We start from the raw sequence: 20,532 nt of genomic DNA on the forward strand, positions 1-20,532 counted from the left end.
GAAGCTGCGAAGCAGCATCGGCGAGAAAGCTGACCATGGTTGAAAATAGCGAATTGCGCAAAGCCGGTCTCAAGGTGACCCTGCCTCGAGTCAAGATCCTACAGATGCTCGACTCCACCGAGCAGCGTCACATGAGCGCCGAGGATGTCTACAAGGCGCTGATGGAGGCTGGCGAGGATGTTGGCCTGGCGACCGTGTATCGCGTACTGACCCAGTTCGAAGCGGCGGGTCTGGTGGTTCGCCACAACTTCGACGGCGGTCATGCAGTATTCGAGCTGGCTGACGGCGGCCACCACGACCACATGGTCAACGTGGACTCCGGCGAGGTCATCGAATTCATGGATGCCGAGATCGAGAGGCGCCAGAAAGAGATCGTTGCCCAGCACGGCTACGAGCTGGTGGATCACAATCTGGTCCTGTACGTACGCAAGAAAAAGTAACGATTTTCTCGTTACCAAAAGCAAAGGCGACCTTCGGGTCGCCTTTGTGCTTTCAGCAGGTGATGCCCACCCCTGTAGGAGCGGCCTCGTGCCGCGAAAGGAGTGCGTAGCGCTCCCTAATTTCAGCTTCGCAGCAGAGATTGCAGGGCCGCTTTGCGGCCCTTTCGCGGCACAAGACCGCCCCTACAGCATTGATGTCAGGACTTCACCACCATCTTGCGTGCATGGGCCAACGATTCCTTGGTCAGGTCGATGCCCCCCAGCATTCGCGCCACTTCCTCCACCCGCTCGCGCTTGCCCAGGCTGGCGACTGCAGTATGGGTGGTGTCGCTGTTGCGCACCTTGTGCACGAACAGGTGATGGTGCCCTTGCGCGGCGACCTGGGGCAGGTGGGTGACTGTCAGTACCTGGCCACGCTCGCCCAGGCGGCGCAGCAGTTGGCCAACGATCTCGGCGGTAGGGCCGCCGATGCCGACGTCCACTTCGTCGAACACCAGGGTGGGAATGCGCGAAGTCTGCGCGGTGATGACCTGGATCGCCAGGCTGATGCGTGACAGTTCGCCACCCGACGCTACCTTGGCCAGGCCCTTGAGTGGTTGCCCGGGGTTGGCACTGACCAGCAGCTCGACCCCTTCCAGGCCGTGGGGCGACAGCTCATCGCCTGCATAGGGGGTCAGTTCGATGCAGAAACGCCCGCCAGGCATGCCCAGACGCTGGATTTCCTGCTCAACGGCGGTCGCAAGCTGTTTGGCAGCCTGCTGACGCAAGCCGCTGAGCTCGGTGGCCTTCTCGCGGTAGTGCTGGGCATAGGCCGCGAGCTCCTCGCCCAGGCGCTCGATCGACTCATCGCTGGCGTTGAGCCCTTCGAGCTCCTCCATCAGGCGCTGCTGCAGGTGCGGAAGCTCGGTGGGGTGCACGCGGTGTTTACGTGCCAGGGTATAGATGGTGTCGAGCCGCTCCTCCAGGGCTTGCAGGCGCATGGGGTCGGCGTCGAAATGGTCGAGGAAGCGGTTGAGCTCGCCCACGGCCTCTTCGACCTGGATCTGTGCGCTGGCGATCAGGTTGGCCGCTTCACCGAGTGCCTTGGGTGCATTGGCCACGGCGCTCAGGCGGTTGAGGCTGGCTGTCAGGGCGCTGAGCACGTTGCCCGAATCGCTTTCGCTGCATTGGTCGATGACCTGGCGGCAGATGCCGAACAAGGCCTCGGCGTTGGTCAGGCTCTTGTGTTCCTGTTCCAGTTGCTCCAGTTCGTTCTCGCCCAGGCCCAGGTTGTCCAGCTCCTCCAGCTGGTAGCTGAGCAGTTGATGGCGGGCGCGTTGCTCGTCGCCGGAGTTGGACAGGCGCTCCAGCTCCAGGCGGGTCTGGCGCCAGCGCTGGGCCGCCAGCTGTACCTGGCGGGCCAGGTCGATGGCGCCGGCGTATTCGTCCACCAGGCGGCGATGGGTGTCGGTCTTGAGCAGGGACTGGTGCTCGTGCTGGCTGTGGATGTCGATCAGCAGTTCACCGAGTGCCTTGAGGTCGCCCAGCGGGCAGGGCGTGCCATTTATATAGCCACGGCTGCGGCCCTCGCCGGTGATCACCCTGCGCAGGATGCACGGGCCGGCGTGGTCCAAGTCGCGTTCGGCGAGCCAGTTGCGGGCCTCCGGGATTTCGTCCAGGTCGAAGGTGGCGAGGATGTCCGCCTTGTCCGCACCCGGGCGCACCACGCCGCTGTCGGCGCGATCGCCCAGGGCCAGGCCGAGGGCGTCGAGCATGATCGACTTGCCCGCGCCGGTCTCGCCAGTGATCACGCTCATGCCGCGGGCAAGCTCGAGATCCAGGTGTTCGACGATGGCGTAGTTGTGAATGGACAGGTGCACCAGCATGGGGCGGCTCCCGAAGGCTTTTGTCTGGTTATTTATACAGTACTTTTTTCAGACCTGCCAATCCCCGCAGGACGAACAGGGTGAGTCATGAAAAGCGGCTTGCCCCTTGAACCCGGTTTTTCCGACCCCATATAGCCGGCAAGACAAGACGAGCTCGGCTCGCCCACCAGAAATTGCGGAGGAGAAACCTAATGGCTGACGAACAGCTGGATGAGAAGAACCTTAACGCCGAAGAGGCTGGTGCAGAGGATCTCGGTGCCCGCGTCCAAGTGCTCGAGGAGCAGCTGGCCGCCGCCAAGGACCAGTCCCTGCGTACTGCCGCCGAGCTGCAGAACATCCGCCGTCGCGCCGAACAGGATGTCGAGAAGGCCCACAAGTTCGCCCTTGAGAAGTTCGCCGGCGACCTGCTGCCGGTGGTCGACAGCCTGGAGCGTGGCCTGGAGCTGTCCAGCGCCGACGACGAGACCATCAAGCCGATGCGCGAAGGCATCGAGCTGACCCTGAAGATGTTCCACGACACCCTCAAGCGCTACAACCTCGAGGCGGTCGACCCGCACGGCGAACCCTTCAACGCCGAGCACCACCAGGCCATGGCCATGCAGGAAAGCGCCGAGGTCGAGCCCAACAGCGTGCTCAAGGTGTTCCAGAAGGGCTACCTGCTCAATGGTCGCCTGCTGCGTCCCGCCATGGTGGTGGTCAGCAAGGCACCGGCGGCGCCCCAGCCATCGATCGACGAAAAGGCTTGAAATCCTTCCGGGCATCCCCATCTAGGTGTCAAGCATTCAAGTATTACCGCAGTTGGCCAAAGTAGTCGCTGCTACCTAATTCAAGTTTCGGGAGAGTAAACATGGGCAAAATCATCGGTATCGACCTGGGGACCACCAACTCGTGCGTCTCCATCCTGGAAAACGGTAACGTCAAGGTCATCGAGAACGCCGAAGGCGCGCGTACCACCCCTTCGATCGTGGCCTACGCCAACGATGGCGAGATCCTGGTCGGCCAGTCGGCCAAGCGCCAGGCCGTCACCAACCCGCACAACACCCTGTTCGCAGTGAAGCGCCTGATCGGCCGTCGCTTCGAAGAAGACGTCGTGCAGAAAGACATCAAGCTGGTGCCGTACAAGATCGTCAAGGCTAACAATGGTGACGCCTGGGTCGAAGCCGGTGGCAAGGAAATGGCGCCGCCGCAGATCAGCGCCGAAGTCCTGAAGAAAATGAAGAAAACCGCCGAAGACTACCTCGGCGAGCCAGTCACCGAAGCGGTCATCACCGTTCCGGCCTACTTCAACGACAGCCAGCGCCAGGCCACCAAGGACGCAGGTCGCATCGCCGGCCTGGACGTCAAGCGCATCATCAACGAGCCGACCGCTGCTGCGCTGGCCTACGGCATGGACAAGGCCAAGGGCGACCACACCGTCATCGTCTATGACCTCGGTGGTGGTACCTTTGACGTCTCGGTCATCGAAATCGCCGAAGTCGACGGTGAGCACCAGTTCGAAGTATTGGCCACCAACGGCGACACCTTCCTGGGTGGCGAAGACTTCGACATGCGCCTGATCGACTACCTCGTCGACGAGTTCAAGAAAGAGTCCGGCATGGACCTGAAGAACGACCCGCTGGCCCTGCAGCGCCTGAAGGAGGCTGCTGAAAAGGCCAAGATCGAGCTGTCGTCCTCGCAGTCGACCGACGTCAACCTGCCGTACATCACTGCAGACGCGACCGGTCCTAAGCACCTGAACGTGAAGATCTCCCGTGCCAAGCTGGAGTCGCTGGTCGAAGACCTGGTCAAGCGCACCATCGAGCCTTGCCGCATCGCCCTGAAGGACGCCGGTATCGACGTCAGCAAGATCGACGACGTGATCCTGGTCGGCGGTCAGACCCGTATGCCGCTGGTACAGAAAGCCGTTGCCGACTTCTTCGGCAAGGAAGCGCGCAAGGACGTCAACCCGGACGAAGCCGTGGCCATGGGTGCAGCCATCCAGGGTGCGGTACTGGCCGGTGACGTGAAGGACGTGCTGCTGCTGGACGTCAGCCCGCTGACCCTGGGTATCGAAACCATGGGTGGCGTGATGACCGCGCTGATCGAGAAGAACACCACCATCCCGACCAAGAAGTCGCAGGTGTTCTCGACCGCCGACGACAACCAGAGCGCCGTGACCATCCATGTACTGCAGGGTGAGCGCAAGCAGGCTGCACAGAACAAGTCGCTGGGCAAGTTCGACCTGGCTGACATTCCGCCGGCTCCGCGTGGCGTGCCGCAGATCGAAGTCACCTTCGACATCGACGCCAACGGCATCCTGCACGTCGGCGCGAAGGACAAGGCCACTGGCAAAACCCAGTCGATCGTGATCAAGGCCAACTCCGGCCTGTCGGACGAAGAAATCGAGCGCATGGTGCGTGATGCCGAGGCCAACGCCGAGGAAGACCGCAAGTTCGAAGAGCTGGCCGCTGCCCGTAACCAGGGTGACGCGCTGGTTCACTCGACCCGCAAGATGGTCGCCGACGCCGGTGACAAGGTAACCGCCGAAGAGAAGGCTGCCATCGAGGCTGCTGTCGTTGCTCTGGAAGCCGCTGTCAAAGGCGACGACAAGGCTGCGATCGACGCCAAGGTCGAGGAGCTGTCCAAAGTCTCCGCGCCGGTTGCCCAGAAGATGTACGCCGAGCAGCAGGCCGAGCAGCCTCAGGGCGGCGCCCAGCAGGCCGAGCCGGAAGCCAAGCACGACGACGTGGTCGATGCCGAGTTCGAAGAAGTGAAAGACAACAACAAGCAGTAATCCCTGCATGTTGTCGGCCGGCTCACCGTCGTTTGTCGGTGAGCTGGTAGGATGTCGCCGCGCGGGGGCTTGCTCCCGCGTTGGCGTATCTGGAATTCGAGAATTTTTACAGCATCTGTCAGCGCCGAGCGGCGGCAGGTGTTGATGGCGTGGCGCAGATGCCAGACGCCCAACAAGGTGCAAATGACCTATGTCCAAGCGTGATTATTATGAGGTACTGGGTGTCGAGCGCGGCGCCAGCGAAGCAGACCTCAAAAAAGCCTATCGCCGGCTGGCGATGAAGTACCACCCGGACCGCAACCCGGGCGATAAAGAGTCGGAAGACAAGTTCAAGGAGGCCAACGAGGCCTACGAGGTACTGTCTGACGCGAGCAAGCGTGCAGCGTTCGACCAGTATGGCCATGCGGGCGTCGATCCGAGCATGGGTGGCGGTGGTGCAGGTTTCGGTGGTGCCAACTTCTCCGACATCTTCGGTGATGTGTTCAGTGACTTCTTCGGCGGTGGCCGGGGTGGTGGACGTGGCGGGGCCCAGCGCGGCAGCGACCTGCGTTACACCCTGGAGCTGAACCTCGAGGAGGCGGTGCGTGGCACCACGGTCAGCATTCGCGTGCCGACGCTGGTCAATTGCAAACCATGCGATGGCTCCGGTGCGAAGAAGGGCTCGGCTCCGGCGACCTGCCCGACCTGCGGCGGTATCGGCCAGGTGCGCATGCAGCAGGGCTTCTTCTCCGTGCAGCAGACCTGCCCGCGCTGCCATGGCCAGGGCAAGATCATCACCGACCCATGCTCGTCCTGCCATGGCGAAGGCCGTGTCGAGGAATACAAGACCCTGTCGGTCAAGGTGCCGGCCGGTGTCGACACCGGCGATCGCATCCGTCTCTCCGGCGAGGGCGAGGCGGGTACCCATGGTGGTCCGACCGGTGACCTGTACGTGGTCATCAATGTGCGTGAGCACCCGATCTTCCAGCGTGACGGCAAGCACCTGTACTGCGAAGTGCCGATCAGCTACACCGATGCCGCCCTGGGCGGTGAGCTGGAAGTGCCGACCCTCGATGGTCGGGTCAAGCTGAAGATCCCGGAGGGTACCCAGACCGGCAAGCAGTTCCGCCTGCGCGGCAAGGGTGTGGCCCCGGTGCGTGGTGGTGCGGCGGGCGACCTGCTGTGCCGTGTGGCGGTGGAAACGCCGGTCAACCTGAGCCGTCGCCAGCGCGAGCTGCTCGAGGAGCTGCGTGACTCACTGCAGGGCGACAGCTCCCATTCGCCCAAGGCCAGTGGCTGGTTCGAGGGTGTGAAGCGCTTCTTCGGCGATCTCTGACAAGGAACAGGCTATGCGACGTATTGCAGTGATGGGCGCGGCGGGGCGGATGGGCAAGACCCTCGTCGAGGCTGTGCAGCAACAGGCGCCCCAGGCGGGCCTGACGGCGGCGATCGATCGCCCCGACAGCACCCTGGTCGGGGCCGATGCCGGTGAGCTGGCAGCGCTGGGGCGCATCGGCGTGGAAATCTGTGGTGACCTGGCCAAGGTCGCCGACGAGTTCGACGTGCTGATCGACTTCACTCACCCCTCGGTGACCCTGAAGAACCTGGCGTTCTGCCGCAAGGCGGGCAAGGCCATGGTCATCGGCACCACCGGCTTCACGCCGGAAGAGAAAGAGCTGCTGGCTGAGGCGGGCAAAGAGATCCCGATCGTCTTCGCTGCCAACTTCAGCGTTGGCGTCAACCTGTGCCTGAAGTTGCTGGATACTGCGGCGCGGGTGCTGGGTGACGAGGTGGACATCGAAATCATCGAGGCGCACCACCGGCACAAGGTCGATGCGCCGTCCGGTACCGCGCTGCGCATGGGCGAGGTGGTGGCCCAGGCGCTGGGGCGTGACCTGGGTGAAGTGGCGGTCTACGGTCGCGAAGGCCAGACCGGTGCCCGTGATCGCCAGACCATCGGTTTCGCCACGGTGCGGGCCGGCGACGTGGTGGGTGACCACACCGTGCTGTTCGCCGCGGAAGGCGAGCGCGTCGAGATCACCCACAAGGCCTCCAGCCGCATGACCTTCGCCAAGGGGGCGGTGCGTGCCGCGCTGTGGCTGGATGGGCGCGAGCCGGGTCTGTACGACATGCAGGACGTGCTCGAGCTGCGTTGATCGTAAATGGGGTCGCTTCGCGACCCTTTCGCGGCACAAGGCCGCTCCTACAGGTTTGGCGCCGCTCTCGAAGGCGGTGAGGTGCTTGTGGGAGCGGGCTTGTCCCGCTATTGCATTTGATCGGGCAGCGCTGTCGCCTGTCGCATTCCTGTGTTTCAGAGACACATACGCGGTAGACCTAAAACGTAATTTTCTGTAAGCTACAGCTTTAGTGTGTCCACTAAAAGCGCGCAGACAAATTCAGCATAAAAGCGGGGTGACGTGTCCATACGTCATTCCGCTTTTTTGCAACCTGCGATCGCCCTTTCAGGCTTGATTTACGGGAGGTCTTCTTGACTAAGCCAGCCATACTCGCCCTTGCCGATGGCAGCATTTTTCGCGGTGAAGCCATCGGAGCCGACGGTCAAACCGTTGGTGAGGTGGTGTTCAACACCGCTATGACCGGCTACCAGGAAATCCTTACAGACCCTTCCTATGCCCAGCAAATCGTCACCCTGACTTACCCGCACATCGGCAACACCGGCACTACCCCTGAAGACGCTGAGTCCAACCGCGTCTGGTCCGCCGGCCTGGTCATCCGCGACCTGCCGTTGCTGGCCAGCAACTGGCGCAACACCCAGTCGCTGCCTGAATACCTGAAAGCCAACAACGTCGTGGCCATCGCCGGCATCGACACCCGCCGCCTGACCCGTATCCTGCGCGAAAAAGGCGCTCAGAACGGCTGCATCCTGGCCGGTGACGACATCAGCGAAGAAGCCGCCATCGCCGCTGCCCGCGCCTTCCCAGGCCTCAAGGGCATGGACCTGGCCAAGGAAGTGTCCACCAAGGACCGCTACGAATGGCGCTCCAGCGTGTGGAACCTGGAAACCGACAGCCACCCGACCCTGGAAGCGGCCGATCTGCCCTACCACGTGGTGGCCTACGACTACGGCGTCAAGCTGAACATCCTGCGCATGCTGGTCGCCCGTGGCTGCCGCCTGACCGTGGTGCCGGCCCAGACCCCAGCCAGCGAAGTCCTGGCCCTGAACCCTGATGGCGTGTTCCTCTCCAACGGCCCTGGCGACCCCGAGCCGTGCGACTACGCGATCCAGGCGATCAAGGACATCCTCGAGACCGACATTCCGGTCTTCGGTATCTGCCTGGGTCACCAGCTGCTGGCCCTGGCCTCTGGCGCCAAGACCATGAAAATGGGCCACGGCCACCACGGTGCCAACCACCCGGTCCAGGATCTGGACAGCGGCGTGGTCATGATCACCAGCCAGAACCACGGTTTCGCCGTCGACGAAGCCACCCTGCCGGGCAACGTTCGCGCCATCCACAAGTCGCTGTTCGACGGCACCCTGCAGGGTATCGAGCGTACCGACAAGAGCGCGTTCAGCTTCCAGGGCCACCCTGAAGCGAGCCCAGGCCCGACCGACGTCGCGCCACTGTTCGATCGTTTCATCGATGCCATGGCCAAGCGCCGCTGAGCATCCTGCATCAAGGCCCCGGGGCGGCTCGCGCCGCACCCGGAAGCGCCTGACCCAGATTGTTCAAGACGGCTTGCCGACTGACCCGCGGATTTGAGTGACAACCCATGCCAAAACGTACAGACATCAAAAGCATCCTGATTCTCGGCGCCGGCCCGATCGTGATCGGCCAGGCCTGTGAATTCGACTATTCCGGCGCCCAGGCCTGCAAGGCCCTGCGCGAGGAAGGCTTCCGCGTCATCCTGGTGAACTCCAACCCGGCCACCATCATGACCGACCCGGCCATGGCCGACGCTACCTACATCGAGCCGATCAAATGGCAATCGGTGGCCAAGATCATCGAAAAGGAGCGCCCGGACGCGCTGCTGCCGACCATGGGTGGCCAAACTGCCCTGAACTGCGCCCTGGACCTCGAGCGCCACGGCGTGCTGGAGAAGTTCGGCGTGGAAATGATCGGCGCCAATGCCGACACCATCGACAAGGCCGAAGACCGTTCGCGTTTCGACCAGGCGATGAAGGCCATCGGCCTGGAGTGCCCGCGTTCCGGTATCGCCCACAGCATGGAAGAAGCCAATGCGGTGCTCGAGCGCCTGGGCTTCCCCTGCATCATCCGCCCGTCGTTCACCATGGGCGGCACCGGTGGTGGTATCGCCTACAACCGTGAAGAATTCGAAGAAATCTGCGCCCGCGGCCTGGACCTGTCGCCGACCAAGGAGCTGCTGATCGACGAATCGCTGATCGGTTGGAAGGAATACGAGATGGAGGTTGTCCGCGACAAGAAGGACAACTGCATCATCGTCTGCTCCATCGAGAACTTCGACCCGATGGGCGTGCACACCGGCGACTCGATCACTGTCGCTCCGGCGCAGACCCTGACCGACAAGGAATACCAGATCATGCGCAACGCCTCGCTGGCGGTGCTGCGTGAAATCGGCGTCGAAACCGGTGGTTCCAACGTGCAGTTCGGTATCTGCCCGAACACCGGCCGCATGGTCGTGATCGAGATGAACCCGCGGGTATCGCGTTCCTCGGCCCTGGCTTCGAAGGCCACCGGCTTCCCGATCGCCAAGATCGCCGCCAAGCTGGCCGTCGGCTACACCCTCGACGAGCTGCAGAACGACATCACCGGCGGTCGTACCCCGGCATCCTTCGAGCCCTCCATCGACTACGTGGTCACCAAACTGCCGCGCTTCGCCTTCGAGAAGTTCCCGAAAGCCGATGCCCGCCTGACCACCCAGATGAAGTCCGTGGGTGAGGTCATGGCCATCGGCCGTACCTTCCAGGAGTCCATGCAGAAAGCCCTGCGCGGCCTGGAAGTCGGCGCCTGCGGCCTGGACCCGAAGGTCGACCTGGCCAACCCGGAAGCCATGAGCATCCTCAAGCGTGAGCTGACCGTGCCGGGCGCCGAGCGTATCTGGTATGTCGCCGATGCCTTCCGTGCCGGCATGAGCCGTGATGAAATCTTCGCCCTGACCAAGATCGACCACTGGTTCCTGGTGCAGATCGAAGACCTGATCCAGGAAGAAGAGAAGGTCAAGACCCTGGGCCTGGCCGCCATCGACAAGGCACTGATGCTGCGCCTCAAGCGCAAGGGCTTCTCCGACCAGCGCCTGGCCAAGCTGCTGGGCGTGACCGACAAGAACCTGCGCCGTCACCGCCACAAGCTGGAGGTGCTGCCGGTCTACAAGCGCGTCGACACCTGCGCCGCCGAGTTCGCTACCGACACCGCCTACCTGTACTCCACCTATGAGGAAGAGTGCGAGGCCAACCCGTCGACCCGCGACAAGATCATGATCCTCGGCGGTGGCCCGAACCGTATCGGCCAAGGCATCGAGTTCGACTACTGCTGCGTGCACGCAGCCCTGGCGCTGCGCGAAGACGGTTACGAGACCATCATGGTCAACTGCAACCCGGAAACCGTCTCCACCGACTACGACACCTCCGACCGCCTGTACTTCGAGCCGCTGACCCTGGAAGACGTGCTGGAAATCTGCCGTGTCGAGAAGCCAAAAGGCGTCATCGTCCACTACGGCGGCCAGACTCCGCTGAAACTGGCGCGCGCGTTGGAAGAAGCCGGCGTGCCGATCATCGGTACCAGCCCGGACGCCATCGACCGTGCCGAAGACCGTGAGCGTTTCCAGCAGATGGTCCAGCGCTTGAACCTGCGCCAGCCGCCAAACGCCACCGTGCGCAGCGAAGACGAAGCCATTCGCGCCGCCGGCGACATCGGCTATCCGCTGGTGGTGCGTCCGTCCTACGTGTTGGGTGGCCGTGCGATGGAAATCGTTTACGAGCTGGACGAGCTCAAGCGCTACCTGCGCGAAGCGGTCCAGGTATCCAACGACAGCCCGGTACTGCTCGACCACTTCCTCAACTGCGCCATCGAGATGGACGTGGATGCGGTCTGCGACGGTACCGACGTGGTGATCGGCGCGATCATGCAGCACATCGAGCAGGCCGGCGTGCACTCCGGTGACTCCGCGTGCTCGCTGCCGCCGTACTCGCTGCCGGCCAACGTCCAGGACGAAGTCCGCGAGCAGGTCCGCAAGATGGCCCTGGAGCTGGGCGTGGTCGGCCTGATGAACGTGCAGCTGGCGCTGCAGGGCGACAAGATCTACGTGATCGAGGTCAACCCGCGCGCTTCGCGTACCGTGCCGTTCGTCTCCAAGTGCATCGGCACCTCCCTGGCGATGATCGCGGCTCGTGTCATGGCCGGCAAATCGTTGAAAGAGCTGGGCTTCACCAAGGAAATCATCCCGAACTTCTACAGCGTCAAGGAAGCCGTCTTCCCGTTCGCCAAGTTCCCAGGTGTTGACCCGATCCTCGGCCCTGAGATGAAATCCACCGGTGAAGTCATGGGTGTCGGCGACAGCTTCGGTGAAGCCTTCGCCAAGGCCCAGATGGGCGCCAGCGAAATCCTGCCTTGCAGCGGTACCGCGTTCATCAGCGTGCGCGACGACGACAAGCCGCAAGTGGCCGGTGTCGCCCGCGACCTGATCGCCCTGGGCTTCGAAGTGGTCGCTACCGCGGGCACCGCCAAGGTCATCGAGGCGGCAGGCTTGAAGGTGCGCCGCGTGAACAAGGTGACCGAAGGTCGCCCGCATGTGGTCGACATGATCAAGAACGACGAAGTGTCGCTGATCATCAACACCACCGAAGGCCGCCAGTCGATCGCCGATTCCTACTCGATTCGTCGCAATGCGCTGCAGCACAAGATCTACTGCACCACGACCATTGCGGCAGGTGAAGCCATCTGTGAAGCGCTGAAATTCGGTCCCGAGAAGACCGTTCGTCGCTTGCAGGATCTGCACGCAGGATTGAACGCATGAGCATTGCCAAGTACCCAATGACCGTCCAGGGCGCTCGCGCCCTGGAAGAGGAACTGCTCTTCTTGAGCAAGACCGAGCGCCCGCGCCTGAGCCAGGCGATTGGCGAGGCGCGTGAGCTGGGTGACCTGAAGGAAAACGCCGAATACCATGCCGCCCGCGAGGAGCAGGGTATGGTCGAGGCGCGTATCCGTGACATCGAAGGTCGCCTGCAGAACTCGGTGGTGATCGATGTCACCACCATTGCGCACACCGGCAAGGTGATCTTCGGGACCACCGTGGACCTTGAGAATACCGAGACCGGCGATCAGGTGACCTACCAGATCGTGGGCGAGGACGAGGCGGACGTAAAGAAAGGCAAGCTCTCGAACAGTGCGCCGATCGCCCGTGCCATCATCGGCAAGGAAGAAGGTGACACCGTTGTCGTCAAGACACCAAACGGCACGGTCGAGTACGAGATTGTCGAAGTCAAGCACATCTGACCGGCATCCGCGGGCGCCATCCCTCGAAGGGATCCTATGGCAGCTGGCCCAGGTCTTCTGGGTCGGCGGCCTGTGGGTATTTCATGTAGGGCTGGTGCCGGCGCTCAAGGTGACCGGCCTTGCGCCATTGCTCGTGCAGGACGTGGCTGCGCAGATCGACCGCTGGTTGATCGGCGTCGCGTTGCTCGGCCTGATGACCCAGCTGGCGGTATTGGCGAGGGTGGATGGCCTTTCGGCCTGGTGGCGGCAGTTCCGTGGCCAGATGCTATTGCTCGGTTTCGGTGCCTGCGTCGGCTACTACACACTGCGCTACGGGATCTCCGTGGGCGAGCGGTGGCAGATGTTCTGTTTCCTGGTGCTGGGCTTTTCCGGCATCGTGCTGGTGGCCCAGCCGGTTCCGGTCAGGGTGCGAAAATCGCGCCATTGACCTGGCGATCCATGCCTTTGTGGGAGCCGGCTTGCCGGCGATGAAGGCATCGCAGTGCTTGGCACCGGCTGCGCCGGTGATCGCCGGCAAGCCGGCTCCCACAGGTTTGTACGGTTGCGTCCGTACCGTTACTTGTAACGGTGGATGTTGGACAGTTGCTTGTTCGGCTGCGGGTTCTTGCGGTAGATCAGCGCCTTCTTGCCGATGGTCTGCACCAGCTCGGCACGGCCGGCCTTGCACAGTTCTGCGATGGCGGCGGCACGCTCTTCGCGGTCTTCCGAGCGGATTTCGACCTTGATCAGTTCGTGATCGGTCAGGGCGCGCTCCAGTTCGGCGACCACGCCTTCGTTCAAACCATTGCCCGCGACGATCAGGACCGGCTTCAGGTCGTGACCAATCGATTTGTATTGTTTCTTCTGCTCGTTATTGAGCGGCATAATCTGACCCTTTTCGTCTGATTCTGTAAAATTGGTGGCCATTTTACCCGAGGGCCACTGGCTCCGCCCAGTCAATCACGACGCATATCATCGAGGTGCCCTGTGGCGCAACGTTCCAAGAGCAGCCATAACTGGCTGAGAGAGCATTTCAACGATCCTTTCGTCAAGCAGGCGCAAAAGGACGGCTACCGCTCGCGCGCGAGCTACAAACTGCTGGAGATCCAGGAAAAGGACAAATTGATCCGCCCTGGCATGAGCGTGATCGACCTGGGCGCGGCCCCAGGAGGCTGGTCACAGGTGACCAGTCGTCTGATCGGCGGGCAAGGGCGCCTGATCGCTTCGGACATCCTGGAAATGGACTCGATCCCCGACGTTACCTTCATCCAGGGCGATTTTACCCAGGATGAAGTGCTCCAGCGCATCCTCGAAGCGGTGGGCGATTCGCACGTGGACCTTGTGATTTCCGACATGGCCCCCAATATGAGTGGTACGCCCGCCGTGGACATGCCGCGTGCCATGTTCCTCTGTGAGCTGGCCCTGGATCTCGCGACCCGCGTATTGCGCCCTGGTGGAGACTTCCTGATCAAGATCTTCCAGGGTGAAGGGTTCGACCAGTACCTCAAGGATGTACGTAGCAAGTTCGACAAGGTACAGATGCGCAAGCCTTCGTCCTCCCGGGATCGTTCCCGCGAACAGTACCTGTTGGGCCGTGGCTTCAAAGGGGCGTGAGTGACGTTTTGCGGGGCCTCCGATAGTTATTTCCAATCGGCGGTTCCGTCAGGATCGTCCGAACTTCGTGTAGTCTAGCTTTCACAAAGGGTTACAGACGGCGCCTGCGGATGCGTAGGTAATGTAGTAAGTTAGGGCGGTGAATATCATGCGAGGCACGGCAGCGTCGTGCGCCGGCCTCAGAGGGTAGCTAATTGAACGACATGGCAAAGAATTTGATCCTGTGGTTGATCATCGCGGCAGTCCTTGTGACGGTGATGAACAACTTCTCCAGCCCGAACGAGCCGCAGACCCTCAACTACTCCGACTTCATTCAGCAGGTCAAGGACGGTAAGGTCGAGCGTGTCACCGTCGACGGCTATGTCATTACCGGCAAGCGCACCGACGGCGACAACTTCAAGACCATCCGCCCGGCCATCACCGACAACGGCCTGATCGGCGACCTGGTCGACAACCACGTCACCGTCGAAGGCAAGCAACCTGAACAGCAGAGCATCTGGACCCAGTTGCTGGTGGCCAGCTTCCCGATCCTGGTGATCATTGCCGTGTTCATGTTCTTCATGCGCCAGATGCAGGGCGGTGCGGGCGGCAAGGGCGGCCCGATGAGCTTCGGCAAGAGCAAGGCGCGCCTGTTGTCCGAAGACCAGGTCAAGACCACCCTGGCTGACGTCGCCGGTTGCGACGAGGCCAAGGAAGAGGTCGGCGAACTGGTCGAGTTCCTGCGCGACCCGGGCAAGTTCCAGCGCCTGGGTGGCCGCATTCCGCGTGGCGTGCTGATGGTCGGCCCGCCCGGTACCGGTAAGACCCTGCTGGCCAAGGCCATCGCAGGCGAGGCCAAGGTGCCGTTCTTCACCATTTCCGGTTCCGACTTCGTCGAGATGTTCGTCGGCGTGGGTGCCAGCCGTGTCCGTGACATGTTCGAGCAGGCGAAGAAGCACGCGCCTTGCATCATCTTCATCGACGAGATCGATGCCGTGGGTCGCCATCGTGGTGCCGGCATGGGCGGTGGTCACGACGAGCGCGAGCAGACCCTCAACCAGTTGCTGGTGGAGATGGACGGCTTCGAGATGAACGACGGCATCATCGTGATCGCCGCCACCAACCGTCCGGATGTCCTGGACCCTGCGCTGCTGCGTCCTGGCCGCTTCGACCGCCAGGTGGTGGTCGGCCTGCCGGATATCCGTGGCCGTGAGCAGATCCTCAAGGTGCACATGCGCAAGGTGCCGGTCGGCGAAAACGTCAATGCGGCCGTCATCGCCCGCGGTACCCCCGGTTTCTCCGGTGCCGACCTCGCCAACCTGGTCAACGAGGCCTCGCTGTTCGCCGCTCGCGCCAGCAAGCGCCTGGTCGAGATGAAGGAGTTCGAGCTGGCCAAGGACAAGATCATGATGGGCGCCGAGCGCAAGACCATGGTCATGTCCGAGAAGGAAAAACAGAACACGGCCTACCACGAGGCAGGCCATGCCATCGTCGGTCGCCTCGTTCCCGAGCACGACCCGGTGTACAAGGTTTCGATCATTCCGCGCGGTCGTGCGCTGGGCGTGACCATGTTCCTTCCCGAGGAAGATCGCTACAGCCTGTCCAAGCGTGCGCTGATCAGCCAGATCTGCTCGCTGTATGGCGGCCGTATCGCCGAGGAAATGACCCTGGGCTTCGACGGCGTCACCACCGGTGCCTCCAACGACATCATGCGCGCGAGTCAGATCGCCCGGAACATGGTCACCAAGTGGGGCCTGTCCGAGAAGCTCGGCCCGCTGATGTATGCCGAGGAGGAGGGCGAGGTGTTCCTCGGTCGCAGCGCGGCTAGCCAGCATGCCAGCGTGTCGGGTGAGACGGCCAAGCTGATCGACTCCGAGGTGCGCAGCATCATCGATCACTGCTACGCCACGGCCAAGCAGATCCTGACCGACAACCGCGACAAGCTCGACGCCATGGCCGAGGCCCTGATGAAGTACGAGACCATCGATGCCGACCAGATCGACGACATCATGGCCGGCCGTACGCCGCGTGAACCGCGTGACTGGGACAACGACGCCGGTACCTCCGGCAACCAGGCCTCCCAGGGTGATCGCCCGGAGTCGCCGATCGGCGGTCCTGCGGCTCAACACTAAGGGCATCTATGACTTCAAAGCAGTACCCGACCCGGTTGCCTTGCGGCAACCGGGTTCTTGATTTGTCCCGTACCCATGTCATGGGTATCCTCAATGTCACCCCCGATTCCTTCTCCGATGGCGGGCGCTTCAGTCAGCGTGACGAAGCCTTGCGCCACGCCGAGGCGATGGTGGCGGCCGGTGCGACCTTGATCGACGTCGGTGGCGAGTCCACTCGCCCCGGCGCACGCGCGGTTTCCCCCACCGAGGAGCTGGAGCGCGTGGCGCCCATGGTCGAGGCGATCAACAGCCGCCTTGACGTGATCATCTCGGTCGACACATCCACGCCGGCTGTCATGCGTGAGTCGGCCCGCCTGGGCGCCGGCCTGATCAACGACGTACGCGCCCTGGAGCGCGACGGCGCGCTGGATGCCGCCGCGGCTACCGGGTTGCCGGTGTGCCTGATGCACATGCGTGGCGAGCCGGGCAATATGCAGGACAATCCACACTACGACGATGTCTCCGTGGATGTGACGCGCTATCTTGAAGAGCGGATGGCGGCATGCGCGACCGCCGGGATCGACGCCGAACGGATCATCCTCGATCCGGGCTTCGGTTTCGCCAAGACGCTCGAGCATAACCTTAGCCTGTTCAAACACATGGAAGTGCTCTACCGCCTGGGCCGACCGTTGCTGGTCGGTGTCTCGCGCAAGAGCATGATCGGCCTGACGCTGGATCGTCCCGTCGGTGAGCGGCTTTACGGCAGCCTGGCGCTGGCCGCGCTGGCCATGACCAAGGGTGCGAGCATCCTGCGTGTGCACGACGTGGCTGAAACCGTCGACGTGGTACGCATGATTGCCGCGGTGCAGAACGCCGAATAAGAACATTGGAGTCCCTATGAGCAGAAAATACTTTGGTACCGATGGCATTCGTGGCCGTGTCGGCGAATACCCGATCACTCCCGACTTCATGCTGAAGCTGGGCTGGGCGGCGGGCATGGCCTTCCGCAAGCAGGGCAATTGCCGCGTGCTGGTGGGCAAGGACACGCGCATCTCCGGCTACATGTTCGAGTCCGCCCTCGAGGCTGGCTTGTCCGCGGCGGGTGCCGATGTGTTGCTGCTGGGGCCGATGCCGACGCCGGCGATCGCCTACCTCACGCGTACCTTCCATGCCGAAGCCGGTATCGTCATCAGTGCTTCGCACAACCCGCACGACGACAATGGCATCAAGTTCTTCTCCGGCCAGGGCACCAAGCTGCCCGACGAAGTCGAGCTGATGATCGAGGAGTTGCTCGACCAGCCCATGACCGTGGTCGAGTCGAGCAAGCTGGGCAAGGTGTCGCGTATCAATGATGCGGCCGGTCGCTACATCGAGTTCTGCAAGAGCAGCGTGCCGAGCAGCACCAGCTTCGACGGGCTCAAGCTGGTAGTCGATTGTGCCCACGGGGCAACTTACAAGGTGGCGCCAAGCGTCTTCCGCGAGCTTGGCGCCGAAGTCACCGTGCTGCATGCCCAGCCTGATGGCCTGAATATCAACGAAGGCTGCGGTTCGACCCATATCGAATCGCTGCAGGCTGCCGTGCTGGTCGGCCATGCGGACCTGGGTATCGCCTTTGACGGTGACGGCGACCGCGTACTGATGGTCGATCACACCGGCGCTATTGTCGACGGCGACGAGCTGCTGTTCATCATCGCCCGTGACCTCAAGGATCGCGGCAAGCTGCAGGGTGGGGTAGTGGGTACCCTGATGAGTAATCTGGGCCTGGAGCTCGCGCTCAAGGACCTCGATATCCCGTTCGCCCGTGCCAAGGTCGGCGACCGTTACGTCATGGCCGAACTGCTCGAGCGTGACTGGCAGCTGGGAGGCGAGAACTCCGGGCATGTGGTGTGTGGCAATCACACCACCACGGGTGATGCGATCATCGCGGCGCTGCAGGTGCTGATGGCGCTCAAACGTCGCGGCGAGACCCTGGCCCAGGCGCGCCAGGGCCTGCGCAAGTGCCCGCAGGTGTTGATCAATGTGCGTTTCGGCGCGGGCAAGGACGACCCGCTGGAAAACCCCGCCGTGCAGGAGGCCAGTGCCAAGGTCACCGAGGCCATGGCCGGTCGCGGCCGGGTGCTGCTGCGCAAGTCTGGCACCGAGCCATTGGTCCGGGTGATGGTCGAAGGCGACGACGAAAACCAGGTCCGTGGCCATGCCGAGGCACTGGCCAAGCTGGTTGGCGAAGTTTGTGCCTGAAAGACGCTTGCCAGCGCAGTTCGGGTTGGGTAAGATCTGCGCCCACTTTGACCGACGAGGTAAAGCATGCGTCGCCCCATGGTAGCTGGTAACTGGAAGATGCACGGTACCCGCGCCAGCGTCGCTGAGCTGACCGAGGGCTTGAGCAATCTGGCCCTGCCGAGCGGTGTGGAAGTCGCGGTGTTTCCACCGGCCCTGTTCATCAATCAAGTGGTTGATGGGCTGCAAGGGAAGGGGATCATCGTCGGAGCCCAGAATTCTGCTGTACAGCCCGAACAGGGCGCACTGACCGGGGAGATTGCACCGGCTCAGTTGGCCGAAGCAGGTTGCAAGCTTGTGTTGATCGGGCATTCGGAGCGTCGCCAAGTCATTGGCGAGAATGACGAAGTGCTCAACCGCAAGTTCGCAGCCGCCCAGGCAAGTGGTTTGAAGCCCGTGCTCTGCGTAGGGGAAACCCTTGAGGAGCGCGAGGCAGGCAAGACGCTCGAAGTCGTTGGGCGTCAATTGAGCAGTATCATCGACGCGTTCGGTGTTGCCGCTTTTGCCAATGCGGTAATCGCCTATGAGCCTGTTTGGGCCATCGGCACAGGTCTGACGGCCTCGCCCCAGCAAGCCCAGGATGTGCATGCAGCCATTCGGGCGCAGTTGGCGGCGCTGGACGCTGAAGTTGCCCAGAACGTGCAGCTTCTCTACGGCGGCAGCGTGAAGGCGGCCAATGCGGCCGAACTGTTCGGCATGCCGGATATCGATGGGGGGCTCATTGGTGGAGCGTCCCTGAACGCAGACGAATTCGGTGCAATTTGTCGCGCCGCAGGAAACTGAACAAATGCTGGAAACAGTCGTAGTTGTTTTTCATCTGTTGGCGGCCGTGGCACTCGTAGTGTTCGTGTTGCTGCAACAGGGTAAAGGTGCGGAAGCAGGTGCATCTTTCGGCGCAGGTGCTTCAAATACTGTGTTCGGAAGCCAAGGTTCCGCTACCTTTTTGAGTAAAGTTACTGCTATACTTGCTGCCACTTTCTTTTTGACTGCTCTTGGGTTAGGATACTTCGCTAAAGAGAAAGCTCACCAGCTGACTCAAGCAGGTCTGCCAGATCCAGCAGTGCTGGAAGTCAAAGAGCAGAAGCCGGCAGTAAATGATGATGTACCGGTGCTCCAGGAGAAGAAGAGCGAAACCACCAACGCTGGTGACGTACCTCCTCCAACCGAAGAGCAGAAGTAACGGGTTTCAAGAAGTAGTATTGCCGAGGTGGTGGAATTGGTAGACACGCAACCTTGAGGTGGTTGTGCCCATAGGGTGTAGGGGTTCGAGTCCCCTTCTCGGTACCAATTGAAGCATGAGAGCCCGCTTTAGCGGGCTTTCTTGCAGGTGGAGGTCGGATTGACCCTGTAACGGGTTCGGTCTTATACTTTCGCCCCAGCTTTGTCGCGGGGTGGAGCAGCTTGGTAGCTCGTCGGGCTCATAACCCGAAGGTCGTTGGTTCAAATCCAGCCCCCGCAACCAGCTTCAGCGGAGCCCCTTTTCAGGGGCTTTTTGCTAGCTGACAGTTCTTCGCGTCGTTGTCCAACGGCGCTTTCAGGGATGGGCGCTTTGCCCATTTTTTATTTGCACAGCATGCACGAGGGGGTTCAGGTGTCGAGCAAGCTAGAACAGTTGCAGGCCTTGTTGGCCCCGGTGGTCGAGGGTCTGGGCTATCAATGCTGGGGGATCGAGTACGTTTCCCAGGGTAAGCATTCGGTACTGCGTATCTATATCGACAAGGAAGGCGGAATCCTGGTGGACGACTGCGAAGCGGTCAGTCGCCAGGCCAGCGCTATCCTCGATGTGGAAGACCCGATCACCAACGAATATACCCTTGAGGTGTCCTCTCCTGGCATGGACCGCCCGCTGTTCACTCTGGAACAGTTTGCCTCGCATGCCGGCGAACAAGTGAAGATCAAGCTGCGTACGCCCTTCGAAGGTCGTCGTAACTTCCAGGGCCTTCTCCGCGGCGTGGAGGACCAGGATGTGGTGGTCCAGGTGGACAACCATGAATTCCTGCTGCCGATCGACTCGATCGACAAGGCCAATATTATTCCCAGTTTTGACTGAGACGTGCCGGGCCCGGCGGACTATCCGGGCCC

The 20,532-nt window shown here is 62.2% G+C and carries 18 protein-coding genes and 2 tRNA genes; 18 read left to right on the forward strand and 2 right to left on the reverse strand.

Going from position 1 to position 20,532, the window contains the following annotated elements; all coding sequences use genetic code 11:
- Window positions 1–35 precede the first annotated feature (35 nt).
- Window positions 36–440 (forward strand): ferric iron uptake transcriptional regulator, encoded by a 405-nt coding sequence (gene fur / locus ACXHGZ_RS01920; RefSeq protein ID WP_084855492.1) that lies wholly within the window; start codon window positions 36–38, stop codon window positions 438–440.
- A gap of 197 nt (window positions 441–637) precedes the next feature.
- On the opposite strand, the gene recN is transcribed toward fur, so the two are convergent.
- Entirely contained in the window at window positions 638–2,305 is a 1,668-nt protein-coding gene (gene recN, locus ACXHGZ_RS01925) for a DNA repair protein RecN (RefSeq protein WP_480462117.1), read from the reverse strand.
- 191 nt (window positions 2,306–2,496) lie between these two features.
- Between recN and grpE the strand changes: the two genes are divergently transcribed.
- The 8 genes from grpE (at window position 2,497) to ACXHGZ_RS01965 (ending at window position 12,917) form a co-directional block, all read left to right on the forward strand.
- The gene (gene grpE / locus ACXHGZ_RS01930) at window positions 2,497–3,051 is read left to right on the forward strand and encodes a nucleotide exchange factor GrpE (RefSeq protein WP_084855490.1); all 555 of its coding nucleotides are present in this window, start codon (window positions 2,497–2,499) and stop codon (window positions 3,049–3,051) included.
- A 101-nt stretch (window positions 3,052–3,152) separates the two neighbouring features.
- Window positions 3,153–5,078: a molecular chaperone DnaK gene (gene dnaK, locus ACXHGZ_RS01935; RefSeq protein ID WP_084855489.1), complete on the forward strand. Its 1,926-nt coding sequence runs from the start codon at window positions 3,153–3,155 to the stop codon at window positions 5,076–5,078.
- Between the two features lie 190 nt (window positions 5,079–5,268).
- Window positions 5,269–6,393 (forward strand): molecular chaperone DnaJ, encoded by a 1,125-nt coding sequence (gene dnaJ / locus ACXHGZ_RS01940; protein ID WP_224457877.1) that lies wholly within the window; start codon window positions 5,269–5,271, stop codon window positions 6,391–6,393.
- A gap of 13 nt (window positions 6,394–6,406) precedes the next feature.
- The gene (dapB, locus tag ACXHGZ_RS01945; RefSeq protein ID WP_084855487.1) at window positions 6,407–7,213 is read left to right on the forward strand and encodes a 4-hydroxy-tetrahydrodipicolinate reductase; all 807 of its coding nucleotides are present in this window, start codon (window positions 6,407–6,409) and stop codon (window positions 7,211–7,213) included.
- Between the two features lie 332 nt (window positions 7,214–7,545).
- Complete coding sequence (gene carA, locus ACXHGZ_RS01950) at window positions 7,546–8,682, forward strand: glutamine-hydrolyzing carbamoyl-phosphate synthase small subunit (protein ID WP_084855486.1); 1,137 nt, start codon at window positions 7,546–7,548, stop codon at window positions 8,680–8,682.
- A 107-nt stretch (window positions 8,683–8,789) separates the two neighbouring features.
- A complete protein-coding gene (gene carB / locus ACXHGZ_RS01955; protein WP_084855485.1) occupies window positions 8,790–12,011 on the forward strand; it encodes a carbamoyl-phosphate synthase large subunit in 3,222 nt (1,073 codons plus the stop codon).
- Window positions 12,008–12,490 carry a transcription elongation factor GreA gene (gene greA / locus ACXHGZ_RS01960; RefSeq protein WP_480462119.1) on the forward strand — a complete coding sequence of 161 codons (483 nt, stop codon included), beginning with the start codon at window positions 12,008–12,010 and terminating at the stop codon, window positions 12,488–12,490. Before carB ends, greA begins: the two co-directional genes overlap by 4 nt.
- Entirely contained in the window at window positions 12,468–12,917 is a 450-nt protein-coding gene (locus tag ACXHGZ_RS01965) for an MFS transporter (protein ID WP_480462120.1), read from the forward strand. The genes greA and ACXHGZ_RS01965 overlap by 23 nt, the downstream gene beginning before the upstream one ends.
- A gap of 128 nt (window positions 12,918–13,045) precedes the next feature.
- Here the strand turns inward: ACXHGZ_RS01965 and yhbY are convergent, their stop codons facing one another.
- Window positions 13,046–13,354 carry a ribosome assembly RNA-binding protein YhbY gene (yhbY, locus tag ACXHGZ_RS01970; RefSeq protein WP_084855483.1) on the reverse strand — a complete coding sequence of 103 codons (309 nt, stop codon included), beginning with the start codon at window positions 13,352–13,354 and terminating at the stop codon, window positions 13,046–13,048.
- Between the two features lie 102 nt (window positions 13,355–13,456).
- On the opposite strand from yhbY, the gene rlmE reads away from it, so the two are divergent.
- From rlmE to rimP, 9 genes are all read left to right on the forward strand, one after another.
- Window positions 13,457–14,083 (forward strand): 23S rRNA (uridine(2552)-2'-O)-methyltransferase RlmE, encoded by a 627-nt coding sequence (rlmE, locus tag ACXHGZ_RS01975; RefSeq protein ID WP_084855482.1) that lies wholly within the window; start codon window positions 13,457–13,459, stop codon window positions 14,081–14,083.
- 203 nt (window positions 14,084–14,286) lie between these two features.
- Complete coding sequence (ftsH, locus tag ACXHGZ_RS01980) at window positions 14,287–16,194, forward strand: ATP-dependent zinc metalloprotease FtsH (RefSeq protein ID WP_084855481.1); 1,908 nt, start codon at window positions 14,287–14,289, stop codon at window positions 16,192–16,194.
- Between the two features lie 8 nt (window positions 16,195–16,202).
- Entirely contained in the window at window positions 16,203–17,054 is an 852-nt protein-coding gene (gene folP, locus ACXHGZ_RS01985) for a dihydropteroate synthase (RefSeq protein ID WP_480462123.1), read from the forward strand.
- A gap of 16 nt (window positions 17,055–17,070) precedes the next feature.
- Window positions 17,071–18,411, forward strand: a complete 1,341-nt coding sequence (glmM, locus tag ACXHGZ_RS01990) for a phosphoglucosamine mutase (protein WP_480462124.1) — start codon at window positions 17,071–17,073, stop codon at window positions 18,409–18,411.
- A gap of 66 nt (window positions 18,412–18,477) precedes the next feature.
- Window positions 18,478–19,233 (forward strand): triose-phosphate isomerase, encoded by a 756-nt coding sequence (gene tpiA / locus ACXHGZ_RS01995; RefSeq protein WP_480462126.1) that lies wholly within the window; start codon window positions 18,478–18,480, stop codon window positions 19,231–19,233.
- Window positions 19,234–19,237: 4 nt separating this feature from the next.
- Entirely contained in the window at window positions 19,238–19,630 is a 393-nt protein-coding gene (secG, locus tag ACXHGZ_RS02000) for a preprotein translocase subunit SecG (protein WP_196145662.1), read from the forward strand.
- 21 nt (window positions 19,631–19,651) lie between these two features.
- A tRNA-Leu gene (locus tag ACXHGZ_RS02005) sits at window positions 19,652–19,737 on the forward strand.
- Window positions 19,738–19,835: 98 nt separating this feature from the next.
- Window positions 19,836–19,912, forward strand: a tRNA-Met gene (locus ACXHGZ_RS02010).
- Window positions 19,913–20,041: 129 nt separating this feature from the next.
- On the forward strand, window positions 20,042–20,500 hold the full coding sequence (gene rimP, locus ACXHGZ_RS02015; protein ID WP_043210161.1) for a ribosome maturation factor RimP: 459 nt from the start codon (window positions 20,042–20,044) through the stop codon (window positions 20,498–20,500).
- Window positions 20,501–20,532: the final 32 nt, after the last annotated feature.

It is taken from the genome of Pseudomonas shiyinii (genome assembly GCF_056725765.1).